General features: G+C 64.6%; 17 protein-coding genes. 11 read left to right on the top strand and 6 right to left on the bottom strand.

The window, feature by feature from the left end; genetic code table 11:
* Nucleotides 1–101: 101 nt before the first annotated feature.
* The 8 genes from ENJ54_10395 to ENJ54_10360 all read left to right on the top strand — a co-directional run bounded on the left by ENJ54_10395 (nt 102) and on the right by ENJ54_10360 (nt 10,449).
* The gene (locus ENJ54_10395) at nt 102–836 is read left to right on the top strand and encodes a (Fe-S)-binding protein (GenBank protein HFC10241.1); all 735 of its coding nucleotides are present in this window, start codon (nt 102–104) and stop codon (nt 834–836) included.
* On the top strand, nt 833–3,001 hold the full coding sequence (locus ENJ54_10390) for an iron-sulfur cluster-binding protein (GenBank protein HFC10240.1): 2,169 nt from the start codon (nt 833–835) through the stop codon (nt 2,999–3,001). Before ENJ54_10395 ends, ENJ54_10390 begins: the two co-directional genes overlap by 4 nt.
* Nucleotides 3,002–3,073: 72 nt before the next feature.
* Nucleotides 3,074–3,427: a DUF4870 domain-containing protein gene (locus ENJ54_10385; protein HFC10239.1), complete on the top strand. Its 354-nt coding sequence runs from the start codon at nt 3,074–3,076 to the stop codon at nt 3,425–3,427.
* A 134-nt stretch (nt 3,428–3,561) separates the two neighbouring features.
* Nucleotides 3,562–4,485: a branched-chain amino acid transaminase gene (locus ENJ54_10380; protein ID HFC10238.1), complete on the top strand. Its 924-nt coding sequence runs from the start codon at nt 3,562–3,564 to the stop codon at nt 4,483–4,485.
* 106 nt (nt 4,486–4,591) lie between these two features.
* Nucleotides 4,592–7,360, top strand: coding sequence for a penicillin-binding protein (locus ENJ54_10375; protein HFC10237.1), 2,769 nt, complete (start codon nt 4,592–4,594; stop codon nt 7,358–7,360).
* Nucleotides 7,361–7,471: 111 nt separating this feature from the next.
* Nucleotides 7,472–8,629, top strand: coding sequence for a CapA family protein (locus ENJ54_10370; protein ID HFC10236.1), 1,158 nt, complete (start codon nt 7,472–7,474; stop codon nt 8,627–8,629).
* A 27-nt stretch (nt 8,630–8,656) separates the two neighbouring features.
* Nucleotides 8,657–9,898, top strand: coding sequence for a threonine synthase (gene thrC / locus ENJ54_10365; GenBank protein ID HFC10235.1), 1,242 nt, complete (start codon nt 8,657–8,659; stop codon nt 9,896–9,898).
* Between the two features lie 149 nt (nt 9,899–10,047).
* Complete coding sequence (locus ENJ54_10360; GenBank protein ID HFC10234.1) at nt 10,048–10,449, top strand: peptidase inhibitor I42; 402 nt, start codon at nt 10,048–10,050, stop codon at nt 10,447–10,449.
* Between the two features lie 461 nt (nt 10,450–10,910).
* On the opposite strand, the gene ENJ54_10355 is transcribed toward ENJ54_10360, so the two are convergent.
* From ENJ54_10355 to ENJ54_10340, 4 genes are all read right to left on the bottom strand, one after another.
* Nucleotides 10,911–11,594 carry a TIGR00266 family protein gene (locus tag ENJ54_10355; GenBank protein HFC10233.1) on the bottom strand — a complete coding sequence of 228 codons (684 nt, stop codon included), beginning with the start codon at nt 11,592–11,594 and terminating at the stop codon, nt 10,911–10,913.
* Nucleotides 11,595–11,663: 69 nt separating this feature from the next.
* The gene (locus tag ENJ54_10350; GenBank protein HFC10232.1) at nt 11,664–12,188 is read right to left on the bottom strand and encodes an SH3 domain-containing protein; all 525 of its coding nucleotides are present in this window, start codon (nt 12,186–12,188) and stop codon (nt 11,664–11,666) included.
* Nucleotides 12,185–13,252 carry a calcium/proton exchanger gene (gene cax / locus ENJ54_10345; protein ID HFC10231.1) on the bottom strand — a complete coding sequence of 356 codons (1,068 nt, stop codon included), beginning with the start codon at nt 13,250–13,252 and terminating at the stop codon, nt 12,185–12,187. Before cax ends, ENJ54_10350 begins: the two co-directional genes overlap by 4 nt.
* A gap of 8 nt (nt 13,253–13,260) precedes the next feature.
* A complete protein-coding gene (locus tag ENJ54_10340) occupies nt 13,261–14,220 on the bottom strand; it encodes a YegS/Rv2252/BmrU family lipid kinase (GenBank protein HFC10230.1) in 960 nt (319 codons plus the stop codon).
* 298 nt (nt 14,221–14,518) lie between these two features.
* Between ENJ54_10340 and rpsB the strand changes: the two genes are divergently transcribed.
* The 3 genes from rpsB (at nt 14,519) to ENJ54_10325 (ending at nt 16,993) form a co-directional block, all read left to right on the top strand.
* Nucleotides 14,519–15,484, top strand: coding sequence for a 30S ribosomal protein S2 (gene rpsB / locus ENJ54_10335; GenBank protein HFC10229.1), 966 nt, complete (start codon nt 14,519–14,521; stop codon nt 15,482–15,484).
* 87 nt (nt 15,485–15,571) lie between these two features.
* The gene (gene tsf / locus ENJ54_10330; protein ID HFC10228.1) at nt 15,572–16,201 is read left to right on the top strand and encodes a translation elongation factor Ts; all 630 of its coding nucleotides are present in this window, start codon (nt 15,572–15,574) and stop codon (nt 16,199–16,201) included.
* A 72-nt stretch (nt 16,202–16,273) separates the two neighbouring features.
* Nucleotides 16,274–16,993, top strand: a complete 720-nt coding sequence (locus ENJ54_10325; protein HFC10227.1) for a UMP kinase — start codon at nt 16,274–16,276, stop codon at nt 16,991–16,993.
* 25 nt (nt 16,994–17,018) lie between these two features.
* Here the strand turns inward: ENJ54_10325 and ENJ54_10320 are convergent, their stop codons facing one another.
* Nucleotides 17,019–18,728 carry an adenylate/guanylate cyclase domain-containing protein gene (locus ENJ54_10320; protein ID HFC10226.1) on the bottom strand — a complete coding sequence of 570 codons (1,710 nt, stop codon included), beginning with the start codon at nt 18,726–18,728 and terminating at the stop codon, nt 17,019–17,021.
* A gap of 7 nt (nt 18,729–18,735) precedes the next feature.
* Nucleotides 18,736–19,299 carry a DUF4126 domain-containing protein gene (locus ENJ54_10315; GenBank protein ID HFC10225.1) on the bottom strand — a complete coding sequence of 188 codons (564 nt, stop codon included), beginning with the start codon at nt 19,297–19,299 and terminating at the stop codon, nt 18,736–18,738.
* Nucleotides 19,300–19,304: the final 5 nt, after the last annotated feature.

Raw genomic sequence — 19,304 nt, 5'->3', positions numbered from 1 at the left:
TCCATCGCGAGGCGCAGACGCCACAAGCCTATACCCAAAACGGCCAGCGTGGGGTATGATAAAAGCATCCCTTCACCTTCCACCTCTCTGCTGAGGCTGCCATGCCTATCACCGTTAACCTCTTTCCCACCTGTCTGGCAGGCACGTTTCGTGCCACCATCGTTGACGCTGCCGCAACGGCGTTACGTCGCGCCGGCGCCGAGGTGGTGCGCCCCCAGGGGCTGACTTGCTGCGGCCAGCCGGCCTTCAACGCCGGCGATTGGGAAAACGCCCGCCGCATGGCCGAGCACACCATTCAGGTGCTGGAAGGCTACGAAGGCCCGGTGGTGATGCCCGCCGGTTCCTGCGCCGCCATGCTGCGCCAGCACTACGCCGAACTTTTCGCCGAAGACCCTGCCTGGCTGCCCCGCGCCCGCGCCTTAGCCGGGCGCACCTACGAATTTAGCGAGTTTCTGGTCGATGTGCTCGGCGTGACCGACCTCGGCGTGGCCTTCCCCCACCGCGTCACCTACCACCCCTCGTGCCACCTGCTGCGCGCCCTCGGCGTGGACCACCAGCCGCGCGCCCTCATCGCCGCGCTGCACGGCGCGGAATTCGTGGAACTGCCCCACGCCGAAGAATGCTGCGGCTTCGGCGGGGTGTTCTCTGCCGAATTCCCCGAAATTGCCGCGGCCATGCTGGAACGCAAAGTCGCCAACATTGCCGCCACCGAGGCCGAATACTGCATCACCGCCGACCCCAGTTGCCTGCTGCACATCCAGGGCGGGCTGAACAGGGCCGGGGTGCCGACGCGCATGATCCATATCGCGGAGGTATTAGCGGTGAACGGTGGATGATGCAGGATGCAAGATGCAGGATGCATGATGCAAGATGCGGGATGCAAGATGCAGGATGCACCATTCGCCTTCCTCAATACCCCACGCCCCCAATACCCCAATACCCCAATACCTCAACACCCCAATACCCCGTTCAACCAGGCAACCAGGTAACCACGCAACCACCCACCATGTCCACCCTCCGTCAATCTATCCGTCACGCATTAGCCAACCCGGCGCTGCAGGCGGCCTTAGACGCCAACGCCGAGCGCCGCCGCGAAGCCCGCGAGCGCGCCCACGCTTCCCTGCCCCAACCGTGGGAAACCATGCGCCGCCGCGCCGCCGAAGTACGCGCCGACGTCCTCGCCCACTGGGACGAAGTCTTCGACCGGTTCGTCGCCAACGCCCGCCGCAACGGCTTCCATGTGCACCTGGCCGCCGACGCCGCCGAAGCCCGCCGCATCGTCCTCGATTTGGTGGCTTCCCAGGGCGAAGGGCCGCGGCTGGTGGTGAAATCCAAATCCATGGTCACCGAAGAAATCGGCCTCAACGCTGCCCTGGAAACCGCCGGGCACAAGGTCATCGAAACCGACCTGGGCGAGTTCATCATCCAGTTGCGCCACGAGCGCCCCGCCCACATCATCACCCCCGCGGTGCACCTGCGCCGTCAGGAAGTCGCCCAGACCTTCCACGACCTGCTGGGCATGCCCTACACCGAAGATGTGGAAGCCATGACCGCCACCGCCCGCCGCCACCTGCGGGAAGCCTTCCTGCAGGCCGACGTCGGCATCAGCGGAGTCAACTTCGGCATTGCCGAAACCGGCGGCATCTGCATCGTGACCAACGAAGGCAACGGGCGCATGGTGACCACCCTGCCCCGGCTGCACATCGCCGTGATGGGCGCGGAGCGCCTGGTGCGCACCCCCACCGAACTGGCGCTGATGCTGGAACTGCTGCCCCGCTCGGCCACCGGCCAGGATTTGACGGTTTACACCACCCTCATCCACGGCCCGCGGCGGGAAGGCGAAACCGACGGCGCGCCGGAACGCCACCTGGTGATTGTGGACAATGGCCGCCGCCGCATGGCGCAAACGCCCCTGGCCGACGGCCTGCGCTGCATCCGCTGCGGCGCGTGCCTGAACACCTGCCCGGTGTTCCAGGAAATCGGCGGGCACGCCTACGTTGGCCGCGGCGGGAAGCCCACCCCTTACCCCGGCCCCATCGGCATCGTAATCTCGCCCGGGCTGTTCGGCTTTGAAGATTACGGCAACCTGCCCTACCTCTGCACCCTCTGCGGGGCATGCGCCGAAGCCTGCCCGGTGGAAGTGCCCCTGCCCGACCTGATTTTGCAGGCGCGGCGGCTGAGCACCGAAGCCGCCCAGGCAACCAAAGCCGCCACGCAGGGGAAAACCGCCCCCCCGCCGCTCCCCCACCCGCTGCGCGCCTTTTTGGGGCTTTACGCCCGGGTGGCAACCAAACCGGCGCTCTTCCGCCTGGCGCAGCGAGCCCTGCGCCCCCTGGCGCGTCTGGCCGCCCCCCTCAGCCCCCTCCCCTTCCTGCGCGGCGTGAAGGCTGCCTCTCGCAACTCGCAACTCGCAACTCGCAACTCGCAATTCGCAATTCGCAACTCACCTCCCACCTCCCACACCCCGCAACCCGCAACCCGCAATTCTTTCACCTCCGCCCTCACCGCCCTCGGCGGCGAAGTGGTGCCCGTGCCCGACATGGCGAGCGCCGGGGAAGCCATCGCGGCCTTCCTGCAGCGCGAAGGGCTGAAGCGCGTGTGGGCATGGGATGAGGCGCATCTTCCGCCCGAAGTCGTTGCCGCCCTCGACGCCGCGGGCATCGCCCACCCGACCGCCGCTTTCCCGTGGGAGGACGAGGCAGGCATTCCCCAGGCCGGGCTGACCGGGGCGCTGGCAGGCATTGCCGCCACGGGCACGCTGGTGCTGCCCGCGGGCCCAGGCCGCCCTCAGACGGCTTCCCTGCTGCCCGAAATTCACCTTGCCGTGCTGCGCGCCGCCGACATCGTGCCCGACCTGCAAACCGCCCTCGCGTTGCCCGCGGTCACGGCGGCTTCCATGACCACCCTCATCACCGGCCCTTCCCGCACTGCCGACATCGAAATGACCCTCACCATCGGCGTGCACGGGCCCCGGCGGGTGGTGGTCTTCCTGGTGGGGTAGTATGGTACAATCCTTGCCGACAAGTTGCACGAGAGCGTGCATTTCGTTCATTTTCACGGAGGATTTTTCAGAATGAGTGAGCAATTTGAAACCCCGCAGGAAGTCCCCGCCGCCGAGGAAATCACCAGCGATGACAAATTGTGGGCGCTGCTGGCGTATGTGTTTGCGCCGCTGGTCTCCATCATCATCATGCTGATGGAAGACAAGAAAAACCGCCCCTTCATCCGCAAGCACAGCGCCCAGGCACTCATCCTGGGCATCGTGGGCATCGTGCTGGCCATTGTCAGTGGCATCACCATCGTGCTGGCCTGCCTGCCGCTGTTCTGGTGGATTTATCTGATTTACCTTGGCATCAAGGCTTATCAGGGCAAAGACTTCGACATTCCGCTCGTCACCGATTTCGTGAAAAACCAGGGCTGGGCATAATTCCCCGGCGGCTTACGAAAGAAAGGCTTTGCCAAACGGCAAGGCCTTTTTTGTTTTGAAACGCACCCCCTTTCAGGTGTATAATTTCCCACAACCATCCCCTCTCCCCGGCACCCATCGTAAGGAGGCGAACTGTGGCACTTCCAAAATTTGCTTATTTTGAGGGCAAAATCGTGCCGTATTCCGAAGCCAAAGTTGGCGTGATGACCCACGCGCTGAACTACGGCACGGCGGCCTTTGGCGGCGTGCGGGCTTATTGGAACGATGAAGAGCAGCAACTCTTCATCTTCCGCCCTCACGACCACTTCAAGCGCCTGCTGCGCTCTGCCCGTTTGCTCTGCATGCACTTCGACCACACCCCTGAAAGCCTCACCCAGGTGCTCAAAGACCTCTTGCGCGCCGAAGACGCCCACGAAGACATGTACATCCGCCCGCTCATCTACAAGGCCGATGAGATGATTGGCGTGAAATGCCACGACATGACCGACGAAATCACCATTTTCACCGTGCCCTTTGGCCGCTATGTGAGCAACGACACCGGGGCGCATGTCACCATTTCGGGCTGGCGGCGCATTGACGACAACACCATTCCGGCGCGCGGCAAGATTTCCGGCGCGTATGTCAACTCAGCCCTCATCAAAACCGACGCGCTGCGGGCGGGCTTCGACGAAGCCTTAGTGCTCACCCAAGACGGCCATATTTCCGAAGGCAGCGCCGAAAACATCTTCATGGTACGCGACGGCGTGCTCATCACCCCGCCGGTGTACGAAAACATCCTGGAAGGCATCACCCGCCGCACCATCATCCAACTGGCGAAAGAAGAACTGGGTATCGAGGTCGTGGAACGCCCCATCGACCGCACCGAAGTCTACATCTGCGACGAACTCTTCATGACCGGCACCGCCGCGCAGGTCACCGCGGTCACCAAAGTGGACCATCGCCCCGTGGGCGACGGCGTGATGGGCCCCATTACCGCCAAACTGCGCGATCTTTACGACGACGTGGTACGCGGCAAAGTGCCCAAATATCGCCACTGGAACGAACCGGTTTACGACTAACCGCTGCTTTCCGCCACACCCTGGCCCTGCCTTCGGTTTGAAGGCAGGGCTTTTTTCCTAAGCCCACCTCAGGGGGATGCACGCCGTTGTTTGATACAATGGAGCCATGCAACACCTGCCTACCATTCTGCGCGCCCGTCGGCGGCGGGAAGCCGCTGCCCGGCAGCGTTTGAGCGTGCGCCTGCGCCCCTGGGGCCTGGGGCTGCTGATGGCGCTGGGGCTTGTGGCCGCGTCTGTGGTCGCAGGGGCCGCGTGGGGCTACGCGTCCCTCACCGCCGACCTGCCTTCCCCCGACGCCCTGCCCGCCGACCTCGACGCCCCCAACGGCCTGTTGCTCACCCCCACCCGCTTCTGGGATGCCAGCGGCACGCATCTCCTCGCCCCTTCCGCCCCCACCCCCACCTACCTCACCCCCGACGCCCTGCCTTCCTACGCGGTCGACGCGCTCCTGGCCGCGGTCGAACCGCATTTCTGGCAAGAGGGCGGCTACACGGGCCACTTCTGGCAAACCAACACACCACCCGGCATCGCCGAGCGGCTGGCGCTGCGCCTGCTGCTCTACCAGGAACCCCCTTCGCTGCGCCGCCGCCTGCGCGCCCGCCTGCTCGCCGCCCAACTCATCGACACCTACGGCCATCGCCGCGTCCTCACCTGGTACCTCAACATTGCCGACTTCGGCCACGACCTTTACGGCCTGGAAGCCGCCAGCCGCGCCTACTTCGGCAAACCCGCGGCCGACCTGACCCTCTCTGAAGCCACCCTGCTCGCCGCCGCGCTGCCCGACCCCGCCATCAACCCGTGGGACGCCCCTGAGCAGGCCGAGCGCGCCCGCCAACGGCTGGTCATGGCGCTGCTGGCTTCCGGGCGCATCACCGCCGACCAATCCGCCGCGGCCCTCACCACGCCTCCGTCCATCAAACCGCCCCCGCGCGACACCCCATCCCCCGTCCTCACCCTGGCGCGCAGCCAGCTCGCCACCCGCCCCTGGCCCATCCCCAGCCGCGGACTGGATGTCGCCACCACCCTCGACACCAACCTGCAAGCCCAGGCTGACTGCCTGCGCCAGGCCGTGCTGCACGCAGCAGCGGAAGTCCCCAACTGCCCGGCTGGCCGCCTGCTGCCCCCGCTGCTGCTGGAAGCCCCCTTGCCCGCCGACGCCGACCTGGAAGCCGTCGTGCTTTCGGCCCCCGACGGGGAAATTCTGGCCCTCAGCGCGCCTCCCGGCCCCCTTCAACCCCACATCCCCGGCAGCGCCCTGGCTCCGTGGGTCTACGCCGTGGCCTTCTCGCGCGGCTTTTCCCCCGCCAGCCTCACCTGGGATGTACCCGCGGCCCTGCCCGCGGGCGTCGAGGCCACCAACCCCGACGGCAAATTCCACGGCCCCATGCGCCTCCGGTTGGCCTTGGCTAACGATGACATTGTCCCCGCCCTGCACCTGCTCGACCAACTCGGCCCTCAAACCGTCTGGGCTACCGCGGCCCGCATCGGCCTTCCTGCCTTGCAAAGCCAAAGCGAAAGCGGTTTCGGGCTGCTCTTGGGGTCGGGGCACCTCACCCTGCCGGAAATCGCCCACGGCGCGGCCACCTTCGCCACCCTGGGGCAGTGGAGCGGCTTCCCGGTGGGAGAAACGCTGCAACCAGCGGCGCTGCTGCACGCGGTGGACACCCACGGCAACCTGCGCTTCGCTTACCAGCCCAGCCGCCGTGACGTCCTCAGCCCCGGCCTGGCCTACCTTGTGACCGACGTCCTCGCCGACCAGGCCGCCAAATGGCCTTCGCTGGGGCACCCCAACCCGCTGGAATTGGGGCGCCCGGTGGCCGTCCACCTGGGGCAAGCGACCGACGGCGGCGTATGGGTAATAGGGTTCACCCCCCGGCGGGTGGTTGCGGTGTATGCCCGCGGAAGTTCGGTCGCCCAAAGCCGCGATGCCGCCCTGGCCTACTGGCACGCCCTGGCACGCGCGGCGCTGGCCGAGCAGCCCGCCGAAGGCTGGCCGCGGCCGCCCGACGTCAGCGAAGTCACCGTGTGCGACCCGTCGGGCCTGCTGCCGACCGCCGATTGCCCCAACCTGGTGGAAGAGGTCTTCCTGCAAGGGCGGGAACCCACAGCGCCCGACAACCTCTACCGCCGCGTCGCAGTGGATGCCGAAACCGGCCTGCGCGCCACGATTTTCACACCGCCCCAACTGGTGGAAAGCCGGGTGTTCATGATCGTGCCGCCCGAAGCGCGGGCATGGGCCCGGCAGGCGGGGCTTCCCCTGCCGCCGGAAGGCTATGACATGGTGCCCGCGACGCGCCCCGACCCCGCCGCCAACCTCACCGCACCCGCGCCCTTCACCTACGTGCACGGCACGGTGACGCTGCGGGGCACCGCCGCCGGCGAAGATTTTGCCGCCTATCGGGTGCAGGTGGGGCAGGGGCTGAACCCGCGCCGCTGGCTGGTGGTCGCAGAAGGGAAGCAACCGGTGGAGGCCGGGGTACTGGGGCAATGGGATACGCGCGGCATGAGCGGCCTCTATGCCGTGCAACTCATTGTCACCGACACCCAGGGGCGGGCGCGCACCGCCACCCTGCAGGTTACCGTAGACCAGCAGCCGCCCCAAATCGACTTTGCCCGCCCCCTGCCCCACGGAACTGTGCCGGTGCCCGCGGGCGGGGCGCTCGTCGTGCAGGCCGACGCCACCGACGACCTGGCGCTGGCGTGGGTGCGGCTGGAAGTGGACGGCAAGCCCCTGGCCACCCTCTACGCGCCGCCTTACACCTTCGCCGCCCGCCTGAGCGCCGGGAAACACACCCTGCGGCTGGTCGCAGCCGATGCCGCGGGCAATCAGAGCACCGCGACCGAAACGGTGACGGTGAGCGCCCCCACGCGGTAGCCTTCATCGCGCGGGCCGCGGCGAGCCAGCCAAACCCGCCGAGAATTTGCCCCCGGCCCTACCCCAAGCGCCACACCACGGGCGCGCAGCAGCCAAGGGAGGTCAAAAGCCATGCCTTTTCGCCATCGCAACCTTGCTTTCATTGCCCTGGCCCTGCTGCTCATGCTGACCGCTTGCAGCGGCAGCCGCCAGCCACAGGCCCCCTCACCTTCCCCCACATCGACGCCCTTCATCCCCGTGCCGCCCACAGCCACATTCGCGCCGACGGCCACGCCTTCCCCCACCACGCCGCCCACACCCACCGCCACGGTCACGCCCTCCCCAAGCCCCACACCCGCCACCACCACCTTCCTTTTCGTGGGGAACATCGTGCCCGCGCGCTGCGTGCGCGCCGCGGCCGACCAGCGCGGCGACGACCATTACATCTACGCTCAGGTTGCCCCCCTCATCCGCAAAGCCAATTTCGCCGTGGCACTGCTCAACACCGCCCTCACCCAAAGCGGCATCGTGACCGGTTGCCGCCGGACGTTCGTGCTCACGGGCGACCCTCACCACGCCCAAACCTTAGCCTGGGCGGGCTTCGACCTGGTCAACGTCGGCACCAATCACATCCGCAATTGTGGTTGGGTGGGGTGCGGCTATCGGGGCTTCCTGGAAACGCTGGAAAACCTGCACGCCGCGGGGCTTCCCACCGTCGGCGGCGGCACCGATTTGAACGCCGCGCTGCAGCCTTATGTGGTCACCATCCACGGGGTGCGCTTCGCTTTCGTTTCCCTCAACCAACTGGGCTTCTCCTGGGCTGATGCCGACACCCCCGGCACCGCGCCCCTCACGCCGGAAAACGCCCAACGCTCCATCGCCTTAGCCCGCCAGCAGGCCGACGTGGTCATCGCGCTGCCGCATTGGGGGCCGGAATACGAGGCAACCCCCAACTATCTGGAACGCCGCGCCGCCCGCTGGCTGGTGGAGGCCGGCGCGGACGTCATTGTGGGCAATCATTCGCACGTCGTGCAGGGGATGCAAATTTTAGGCGGCGTGCCGGTGTTTTACAGCCTGGGCAACTTCGTCTTCGATCAAACCTGGTCGCAGGAAACGCAGCAAGGCGTCATCCTGACCCTTACCTTTGAAGGGCAGAACATGGTATCCTATGCGTACACGCCAGTGCACATTGACGGCGACGGCACGGTGCACATCGCACCGCCGGAAGAAGCCCAAGCCATCATGGCGCGTATTCGGGCGGCTTCGCTGCCGCCGGAAGATGTGCCTTAAACGCATTTCACCGTTGGAGAAAAGCCTATGACCACTTTTTCCTACCGCTGTTCTCATTGTGGCGCGACCTACGCCGCCGACGTGACCTACACCTGCCCGGAATGCGGCGGCAACCTGGACGTGCTGCTGGATTACGACGCGCTGAAGCCGGAAGCCGAGCGGCTGTTTGCCGAGCCCGCGGGCGCAAAAGAGGCTTCTCTGTGGCGCTATTTGCCCCTGCTGCCCGTAGGCGACCCGGGCGGCGAGGGCACCCCCCTGCGCCGCGCTGGCTGGACGCCCACTTACACCCTGCCGCGGCTGGCGGCTTCCCTTGGCCTGCAGCACTTTTGGCTGAAGGACGAAAGCCCCAACCCTACCGCCTCGTTCAAAGACCGCGCCAGCGCGGTGGTGGTGGCCCGGGCGCGGGAAATCGGTGCCGAGGTGGTCATCACCGCGTCCACAGGCAACGCGGGCGCAGCCCTCGCGGGCATGGCCGCCGCGGTAGGGCACAAGGCCGTCATCCTTGCGCCCAAAACCGCGCCCCAGGCCAAAATTGCCCAACTGCTGGTGTTCGGCGCGCAGGTGGTGCTGGTCGACGGCACCTACGACGACGCCTTTGACCTCTCGGTGGCCGCGGCGGAAAAACTCGGCTGGTATTGCCGCAACACCGGCTACAACCCCTTCACCGCGGAGGGCAAGAAAACCGCGGCTTTTGAAATCTACGAGCAGGTCATCCGCCCACACGGGCTGAAGCGGCTCAGCGTCTTCATCCCCGTGGGCGACGGCAACATCATCAGCGGCGTTTACAAAGGCTTCTGGGATTTGCACCGCCTCGGCCTGCTGGAAACCATGCCGCGGCTGTTCGGCGTACAGGCGGAAGGCTCCGCGGCCATTGCCAAAGCGTGGGCCGCGGGCAGCGAGGAAATCGCGCCCGTTGCCGCCCACACCCTGGCCGACAGCATCAGCGTGGACCTGCCCCGCGACGGCTTCCGCGCCCTGCGTGCAGTAAAAGAAACCAATGGCGCATACATCACCGTGCCCGACGAGGCCATCCTGGCCGCGATTGCGGAAGTCGGCAAAACCGGCGTGTTCCCTGAACCCGCAGCAGCCACCGCGTTTGCGGGCCTGAAAGCCGCCCTGGCGCAGGGGCTGATTGCCCCTGACGAGCCGGTGCTGGTGCTGAGCACAGGCAGCGGGCTGAAAGATGTCGGCGCGGCGATGAAAGCCGTGCCCGCCGCGCCCGTGGTGCCCCCCGATTTAGACGCTCTTTCGCGACTGCTGGCCGCGTGAGGAACGCCGATTGCGGATAATCGCGCGCCGCGCCAGGCCAGGCCCCCTTCGACTTTAGCATCCGCCGACGCTGCCGCTCAGGGCATAAAGCGAAGCCGCAGTGCAAAACGCAGCGAGGGGTTATCCGCCGCTCAGGTAAGGAGGACGAAATGAAACCCCGCCTCTGGATGTTGGCCCTGGCAGGGCTTATATGGCTTGGCGCTTGTGGAAGCACGCCTCACGAAGTGGTCCTCACCGAAAGCGACAACGGCAGCGCCATAACGCTGAAGGCAGGCCAGGTGCTTGTGGTCCGGTTGGCGGCCAACCCCACCACAGGCTACGCATGGAACCTCAGCGCGGTGGACGAAGCAGTGCTACGCCCGGCCGGAGAGGCTGGCTACACGCCCGAACCCGCGTCGCAAGAGCGGCTTGGCGCAGGTGGCACAGCCGAGTGGCGCTTTGTGGCCGCGGGCAGTGGCGCCACCACCCTCAAACTGGTGTACGCCCGCCCGTGGGAAAAACCACCCCAACCCGTGCAAACCTTCTCGGTCACCGTCACCGTGCAGCCGTGAAAAACCAGAACGGCTAACGCAGAACAGCGTTGCGTCTTGTTACGACGCCCTGAACGCCAGGAACCCCCTGGCAAGGCCTGGTAAGGGTGGCTTCACATCCTTCAGATGTTCGCCGTGACAGAGCGAGAAACCGATGAAAACAAAAGCCTGACGGGGCTTCCCCGTCAGGCTTTTTAGTGCATCATCAACGCAGATCATTGGGATCAGGCTCTCCGGCAGTGTTCAGTCACCTGGCTTGATCTCTCCCTACCCCCGCTCCGGCGAGGCTTCGCTTTCGCTCAGCCCGCCGGAGCCGAGCGCCCGGCCTGAGCGCCTGGGCTGAGCGAAGTCGAAGGCCAAGTCGAAGGCCAAACGAGGCTCAGCGGGGGATGGGTGAGATCTCGCCCCAGGCAGGGCGGATGGCGCCTTCCAGAATGACCAAAATCTTGTTTGAGAATGCATTAGGTTTTGCCGCGCGAGCGTTAACTGCTCTTCGTCGGAAGATAGCGCGCAATCTTTTGTGCCAGGTTGACGACGGGCATGGTTTGCAGCCACACTTTGCCCGGGCCGGCAAGCGTCGCCAGGAAAAGCCCCTCGCCCGAGAAAAGGATGTTTTTCACACCCTTGACCCGCTCGATGCTGTAATCGACCGTCGGCTCGAAGGCGGCGATATGGCCGGGGTCCACCTTCAGCATCTGCCCCGGCTGGAGGGTGTATTCGCGCACTTCCCCAGCGATTTCCAGAAAAGCCAGGCCCGGGCCGGTAATTTTCTGCAAAATGAAGCCTTCCCCGCCAAACAGCCCCGTGCCCAGGCGTTTGCGGAAAAGCATTTCCATCTGCACGCCTTCCTGAGCGCACATGAAGGCATCGCGCTGGGCAATGATGCTTTGCCCGGCCGCCAGTTCCAGCGGGATGACCTTGCCCGGCGCTTCGGGCGTAAAGACCACCAGGCAGCGGTTGCCGCGGCAGGTGTAGGTGGTCATGAACAACGATTCGCCCGCCAACATCCGCCCCAGCCCTTTCATCAATCCGCCTTTCGTGCTGGTTTTCATTTCTACCGGCCCGCCCATCCATGCCATGCCGCCGGCTTCGGTGTAAACGGCTTCGTCCTTCCCCAGCACAATATCCAGGGCCTGCATCACCGTGCCGGTCAGGGTGTATTCCATTTTTTGCTCCTTTCGGGGGAAAACGAACAAGGACCGTCTTTCAATTTCAGTATAGCATAAGGCCAGGGCTCACGGGGTGGGGGTAGGCGGCACGGCGGGCGTGGGCAACACGCTGAGATAATTGGAAACCGCCCAACCGGTGCGCTCAGGCACGCCGTTGGCCGTCAACTGCCACCAGGTGTAACCATCGGCCTGGTGGGGGCCATCCACCACATGGAAGACCTCCCCCTCCTTGGCAAGGAAAACCACGGGCGCGTCCAGGGCAGGCTGGGTACGGACGCGCAGGCCGTCGCCGCCGGTGCCGCGAATTTGCACGAACACCCCCACAGCGAGGCTGCTGGGCAGCGGGGGCGGCGGCGGAATGGGCGTCGCCGTCGCGCCGGCAGGGGTAGCCGTGACAGGCGGTGTGGGGGTTGGCGTCGGTGCCGGGATGACCGTAACCACCGCGGGCAACGGCGCTGCCGCGCGTGGAGCCTTCCCCAGCGCGAGGGCTGCCCATAGCCCACCCACCAGCGAAAGGCCAACCAGCAACGCCCCGCCCCACACCCACGGGTCGCGCCACGGTCGGTAAGGAGGAGCCTCAAAAGTCTTCATGGCAACAGGAAAAAGGCCACGGCCAGAATCCCATACACCGCCAGCAGTTCCACCCCTTCCAGCCAATGGGATTCGCCATCCATAGAAACCAGCGCCATGACCAGCACACCGGCAGCCAAAGCCATGATTTCAAAGGGGTGGAACACCAGGGTCAGCGGGTTCCCAAAAAGCAGGCTGATGAACACCAGTGCGGGGGCCACGAACAGCGCCACTTGCAGGCTGGAAGCCACCGCAATTTCGACGCTCAAATCCATCTGGTTGCGGAGGGCCTGCTGCACAGCCACCAGATGCTCAGCAACGTTGCCGATGATGGGGATGAGGATAATGCCCAGGAAGAACTCCGAAACGCCATAATGCCGCACCACCGGCTCCACCGAGCCCACCAGCAACTCTGAAAAAATGGCCACGCCCACCGTTGCCACCGCGAGCATGGTCAACGCCGAGCGCACCGGCCGGGCACGGGCCACCTCTTCAGGGTCGGGCGTGTGCTCAGGGGCAGTCGTCTGGTTGTAAAACAGGTAAAGCCCATAGAGCAGCAGCATAATCGCGGCCACGGTGAGGCTGAATGCCTCCACTTTGGGGCTACCGGCTTCCCCAATCGCGCTGCTGACCAGCGAGGGAATCGCCAACGCCAGCACGGCGAGCACGGTCAGCACCGCGCTGTTGCTCACATGGCGGGCGTCAAAGCGCTGTCTTCCGTTTTTGATGCCGCCGGCCAGCATGGAAAAGCCCAGCACCAGCAACAGGTTGCCCAAAATCGAGCCGGTAATAGAAGCCTTAACCAGCGCTAAAAGACCTTCCCGAATGGCAAAAAGGGTAATGATGAGTTCAGCAGCGTTCCCTAAGGTGGCGTTGATCAAGCCGCCCCAGCGGGGGCCGGTATGCACGGCCAGGTCTTCGGTAGCGTCGCCGATCATCTGCGCCAGCGGTATCACGCCCAGGGCAGCAAAAAGGAAGACCCATTGCTCACCCCACGCCAGCCAATGCGCGGGGAAAGCCAGCAGCGCGACCGCGAGCAAGGCATACAAAGGATGTTGACGGAAGAAATGGCGTAAGCGAGACATGGCTCCTCTCATGCAGCGAAAGGGGAAACGGCGTCGTATTGGAACAGGCGGATGCCCCGGGGCGGCACCAGCAAACGCAGGGCACGGGGACGCACCAAAAGTTCGATGCGCTCGGCTTCCCCGTTGGGTTCGCCATCGGTATGCATCATCAGCGGATGCTCACCCGACAGCGCCGCCTCGCGGAAAGCCAGCCGCTCGATGCCCTCCGAATCCAGATGGCGGCGCATCAACACCTCCAGCAACCGCTGGGCAATTTCGGTCAGGTTCTCGGCGCGGAAGAGCCACAGGTCCATTTTGCCATCGTCCATGTAGGCTTCCGGCGAAATTTCGGCCACTCCGCCCGCATACCGGCGGATGTTCGTTGCCACAGCCAGCACGAACACGCCCTGCACACGCTTACCGTCGGCTTCCACCTGCAATTGCAACCCCGACCACGCCGCGGTGTTCTTGATGCCTGAAAGAATGTACTTCGGCAAAGTAAAGGGCTTTTCCCACCGGGCGCGCGGCTCGACATCGTTGACTACCATCGCGTCCAGCCCCACACCAGCCCACATGAGAAAAGGCCGGCCGTTACACATGCCCACGTCGGCCAAATACGTCGGCGCCCGGGCAAGCAAACGGGCGGCCTCTTCCACCGCGTCGAGGTGCGCCAGCGAAGGCTTGGGCAAGCCCAGATCTTGTGCCAAAACGTTGGTGGTGCCGGCAGGCAGCACCCCCAGCGCTGTGTGACTTCCCGCCAGCCCCGCTACGGCAAGGTTGATCGAGCCATCGCCGCCCGCCACAAAAAAAGCATCGGCTTCCCGCTGAGCGGCTTCCCTGGCAAGGTGCGTCAGGCTATCTGCCGAAGAGGCTTCCCGCAGGTCCACCTCCCAGCCTGCGCTTTCCAAAATGGCACGCGCCCGCCCAATGAAATGCCGGATAGAAACGCGCCCGGCAGCAGGATTGTAAACAAGATAAGCAAAAGGCATGATTCCCTCGAGCAAAACAAAATCGCCTCGCGAAAGACCGCCTGGCAATGCCACGGTCGAAGAAGACGCACTTGATTTTACCCGATATTGCGCTTTGGTGGGGAACCTGCCCGGTTGTCGGCGCGCGAAAAACCATAGACGAATTCCCGCCGCTTGTGATATACTCTTCCCGCTCCCGCAACGGCGGGGGCCAATTCCACACGCCTCCCGACTTGCCGGGGCGTGCCGGGGCAGAGGGCCGCTGCCTCGGTGCCGTGCGAGGACGACGGAGGCGGAGGCAAAACGCTAAGGAGGTTTTATGGCTCTGGTTTCGATGAAAACCATGTTGGAATGTGGCGTGCATTTCGGGCATCGCACCCGCAAACTGCACCCCAAAATGCGCCCGTATGTCTTCACCGAGCGCAACGGCATTCACATCCTCAACCTGCAAATCACCCAAAAATCGCTGCGCCAGGCCTACGACCTGGTGCGCAAAACCGTGGCCAACGGCGGCACCGTGCTCTTCGTCGGCACCAAGCGCCAGGCACAGGAAACCATCGCAGAGGAAGCCACCCGCTGCGGCATGCCCTACGTCAACTACCGCTGGCTGGGCGGCACCCTGACCAACTGGCGCACCATCGGCCAACGCGTGCGCTACCTGGAAAGCCTGGAACGCCGCCGCGACGCGGGCGAATTTGACCGCCTGCCCAAAAAAGAGGCGCTGCGTCTCAACCGCCAGATCGAGCGCCTGCGCCAGCGCGTCGGCGGCCTGCGCACCATGAAAGGCCTGCCCAACCTGGTCTTCGTGGTCGACGTCTGCCGGGAAGAGACCGCCATCAAAGAAGCCAACCGCCTCGGCATCCCCGTGGTGGCCGTGGTCGATTCCAACTGTGACCCCAGCAGCGTGGACTACGTCATCCCCTCCAACGACGACGCCATCCGCGCCATCAAACTGATCGTCGGCAAAATTGCCGACGCGGTGCTGGAAGGCAAAGCCATTCGCGAGAAAGAGCAGGCCGAAGCAGAGGAAGCCGCGGCCCAGGCTGCTGCACAGGCTGCTCCCCAGGCTGAGGCCGAAGCCCAGCCCGAACTGGCCGAAGACGAATTGCTGGGCGCTTCCACGCTGGAAAAAATCCAGCAGATGGCCGAAGCCGAGCACCCCGCCGAGGCCGAAGCGGCTGCACCGAGCGAAGCCGAAGTGCCGGCCGCCGAGGAAACCGCCGAAGCAAAAGCCGAAACGGCTGCGCCTGCGGAAGCCGCCGAAGACGAAGCCCCCGAAGCATAAAACGCTTCCTCTGACACCCTAACCCTCACCACGCTGGCATGGCTTCCCCCATGCCAGCGTGCCATGCTACCCGAAGGAGAACGAACCATGGCTGTAACAATGGAACAGGTCAAAGAATTGCGCGCCGCGACCGGCGCCGGCATCATGGACTGCAAAAACGCGTTGGTGGAAGCCAACGGCGACTTCGACAAAGCGGTGGAAATCCTCCGCAAGAAGGGCCTTGCCAAAGCCGCCAAGCGGGCCAGCCGCACCGCTTCTGAAGGCATCATCGAACTCTATTCCCACGGCGGTGGCCGCGTGGGCGTAATGGTCGAAGTGAACTGCGAAACCGACTTCGTCGCCCGCTCCGACGCCTTCCGCAAACTGGCGCACGAAATCGCGCTGCAAATCGCCGCCATGTCGCCGCGCTATATCTCCGAGAAAGACATCCCCGAAGAGGTGCTGGAACACGAACGCGGCATCGCCCGCGAACAGGCCCTGCGGGAAGGCAAGCCCGAGAAAATCGTCGACCGCATTGTAGAAGGACGCCTGAAGAAATTCAAGGACGAAGTGTGCCTGCTCAACCAGGCCTACATCCGCGACGACAAAATCACCATTGCCGACCTCATCAACCAAAACATCGCCGCCATCGGCGAAAACATCGTCGTGCGGCGGTTCGTCCGCTGGGAACTCGGCGAATTCAGCGAACAGGAAGCCGAAGAAGCCGCCGAAGAATGACCGCTCCCATCAAGCCAACCCGCCGGGTTGGCTTTTTTTGAACCGCTCGCAACCGAGAGAAAGGAAAGCGCGATGCCCACATTGCACTACAACCGCATTCTGCTCAAACTCAGCGGGGAAGCCCTGGCCCCCCAAAACGGCGGGCGCGGCGTGGACCCGAAAGCCGCCGAAGTGCTGGCTGAACGCATTGGTGAAGTGCACCGGCTGGGGGTGCAGGTCGCCGTGGTCATTGGCGCGGGCAACCTCTGGCGCGGCGCCGAGGGCTTGCAACGCGGCATGGACCGCGCCACCGCCGACTACATGGGCATGTTAGCCACCATGATGAACGCCCTGGCCCTGATGGACGCCATCGAGCGCGCCGGCATTCCCACACGGGTGCAAAGCGCCCTCGAAATGCGCTCGGTTGCCGAGCCGTACATCCGCCGCCGCGCCATCCGGCATCTGGAAAAGGGGCGCGTGGTCATCTTGGGCGGCGGCACCGGCAACCCTTACTTTTCCACCGACACCGCCGCGGCGCTCCGCGCGATGGAAATCGGCGCCGACGTGCTCATCAAAGCCACCAAGGTCGATGGAGTCTACGACGCGGACCCGAAAACCCACCCCAACGCCCGCCGCTTCGACCGCCTCTCTTACATCGAGGCCCTCAACCGCCGCCTGCAGGTGATGGACGCGACGGCGCTTTCCCTCTGCATGGACAACGAAATGCCCATCCTGGTGCTCAACTTGTGGGATGAAAGCGCCCTGCGCCGCGCCCTCTACGGCGAGCCAGTGGGTACCTTAGTAACCGCCTGATAGCCCCCCGCTCGCAGGCGAGGGGCTACCTCCCCCTCAAACCCAGCAATTCATACACTTCCAACGGGCGGCTCTTGCCTTTGGCATGAAGCGGGCGAACCCGCCGCGCCAGCACCCGCGTGGCGACACTGCGGTACGCCGGTTCGCTGAGCAAGATCTGGTCGGGGGCTGCGTTTTCCTGAATGCGCCTGGCCGTGTTCACACTGTCGCCAATGGCGGTGTATTCCAGCCGCTTCTCCGTCCCGATCAGCCCCAACACGGCCTCCCCGACGTGAATGCCCACCCCAAAGTGCAGCCGCATCTCAGGCGGCAGGCTTTCCGAAAGCCGCCGAATGCGCCCTCGCAGGCGCAGCGCGGCGCGCACAGCCCGCAAAGTGTGGTCGGGTTGGGGAATGGGGGCATTGAACCAGGCCATGACAGCATCGCCCATGAATTTGTCAATAGTGCCTTCCTCTTCCAAAATGGCTTCAGCCGCCGCCGCCAGGTAGCGGTTGAGCACCGAAACCAGTTGCTCCGGGTCGAGCCCCTCGCTGAAATGCGTAAAACCCCGAATGTCAGCAAACAACACAGTCACAGTGGTACGCTTGCCGCCGGGGTGCAAGGCTTCCGGGTCCAGCTGGTCAATAACCTGCGGTGAGACCATCCGCTCGAACAGCGAGCGCATGGCTTCCAGCCGCCGCTTCTCGGTCAGGTCGTCTACCACCACGGTGACGCCCTGCGGTTTGCCCTCCGGGCCCCGCAAGGGGGCCAGGTTGAGGTTGAGGAACACCCGCCCCCGGCCGGGCCATTCCGGCGCGACTTCCAACCCCACCACCGGCTTGGCCGCCTGCTTCACGCGTTCCAGATGAGCATGCAGCGCTCCGCCCAGGGGAGCCAGCACCTCGCGCAGGGGCTTGCCCAACATTTCGGCGCGCGTGCGCCCCAAAATGCGCTCAGCCGCCTGATTGCACAGGTTGATTTTGTCTTCCACATCCGCCGTAATGACCCCACTGGCAATGGAAGCAAAGACGTTATCCAACAAGTTTTTGAGTTCCGTCACTTCGGCCAGGGTGCGGCGCACCGAATCGAACAGACGGGCGTTTTCCAGCGCCACGGCAGCCTGGTTGGCAAAGGCAATCAGAATCTCGCGGTCTTCCTGCCCAAACACCCCCGCCCGCAAACGGTTATCGGCGTAAATCACGCCGGTCACCTTCCCCTTGACCTTCAACGGCACACACAAAATCGCCCGCAGGTTGTGGAAAATCACACTCTGCTGGGCCTTGAAGCGCGGGTCTTGCTGGGCATTGGTGGTGAGCACGGCTTCCCCGGTTTCCACCACCCGGTTGATGACCGTATGGCTGACCGAAAGGTCGCTTTCATCCAGCGATTCCTGGTCCCAATTGCGCGCAATTTCCACCCGCAGACGGCCCTGGTCGTCTTTCAGCATCAGGAAAGCCCGCTCAGCGCCTGTGAGGTGGATGATGGTATCCATCACAATGCGCAGCACTTCATCCAGTTCCAGGCTGGAATTCACCACCTGCGAGACGTCGGCCAGGGCAAACACCCGCTGCCGCTCTCGCTCAAACTGGCGGATCTGAGCATCCAGTTTCTCCAGCGAGCGCCGCAGGTGCTCCAGGTCGGGGAGCACCACCGCGACATCGGCGGGCGATTCCCGCAAGGTCTGTTCGACCTGAAGGACGCGAGATTGGATGTAAAGCAACCGCTGTTGTAAGGGGGAAAGCGTTTCTTCAAACACACGCACCTCAGGAAGCCAGAGTGCGGGCGCGCCGCGCCCGTCGTATAGCCCAAACCAGCCCCAGCGCCGCGAGCAACAGCAACGCCAAAGGCACCAGCACCGCCAGCAAGGAAACCACCGTCGCTACGGCATCTTCGGCCATGCTGACGGGGATGTTCCCCACCCCAGCGGTGGTTGCCGTGACCGCCGGGCGCACCGCAACGCTTTTGGTTGCGTGAATGCTGCCTGCGACAAGCAGGCCGGCAATCATTGCCAGGGCCGGATGAACGTGCCCAATCGCGCCGCTGCCCGCGGCAAAAGCAATTGCCCCCGCGACCGGGCGCACAAACGTTTGCACCAGGTCGTTGAGATGATTGACGGCGGGGACTTTGTCGGCAAAAAACTCAATCGCGGCCAACACCACCAGCGCGGCAATCACAGCAGGGTGGGTCAAAACATCCCACGGCGGCGAAAGGGTCAGCCAGGGCGTCCACCGCGCCAGCACGGCAATCACCAGCAGCGGAATATAAGCATTCAACCCCGCGCTGGCCGCCAGTCCAAACGCCGAAAACACCCCGGTGAGCACCGCCATCTAAA

Source organism: Chloroflexota bacterium (assembly GCA_011322445.1).
GTDB lineage: Bacteria > Chloroflexota > Anaerolineae > Anaerolineales > DRMV01 > DRMV01.
Note: the sequence above shows the minus strand (reverse complement) of the source record. Positions and strands in the feature narration are given on the sequence as shown.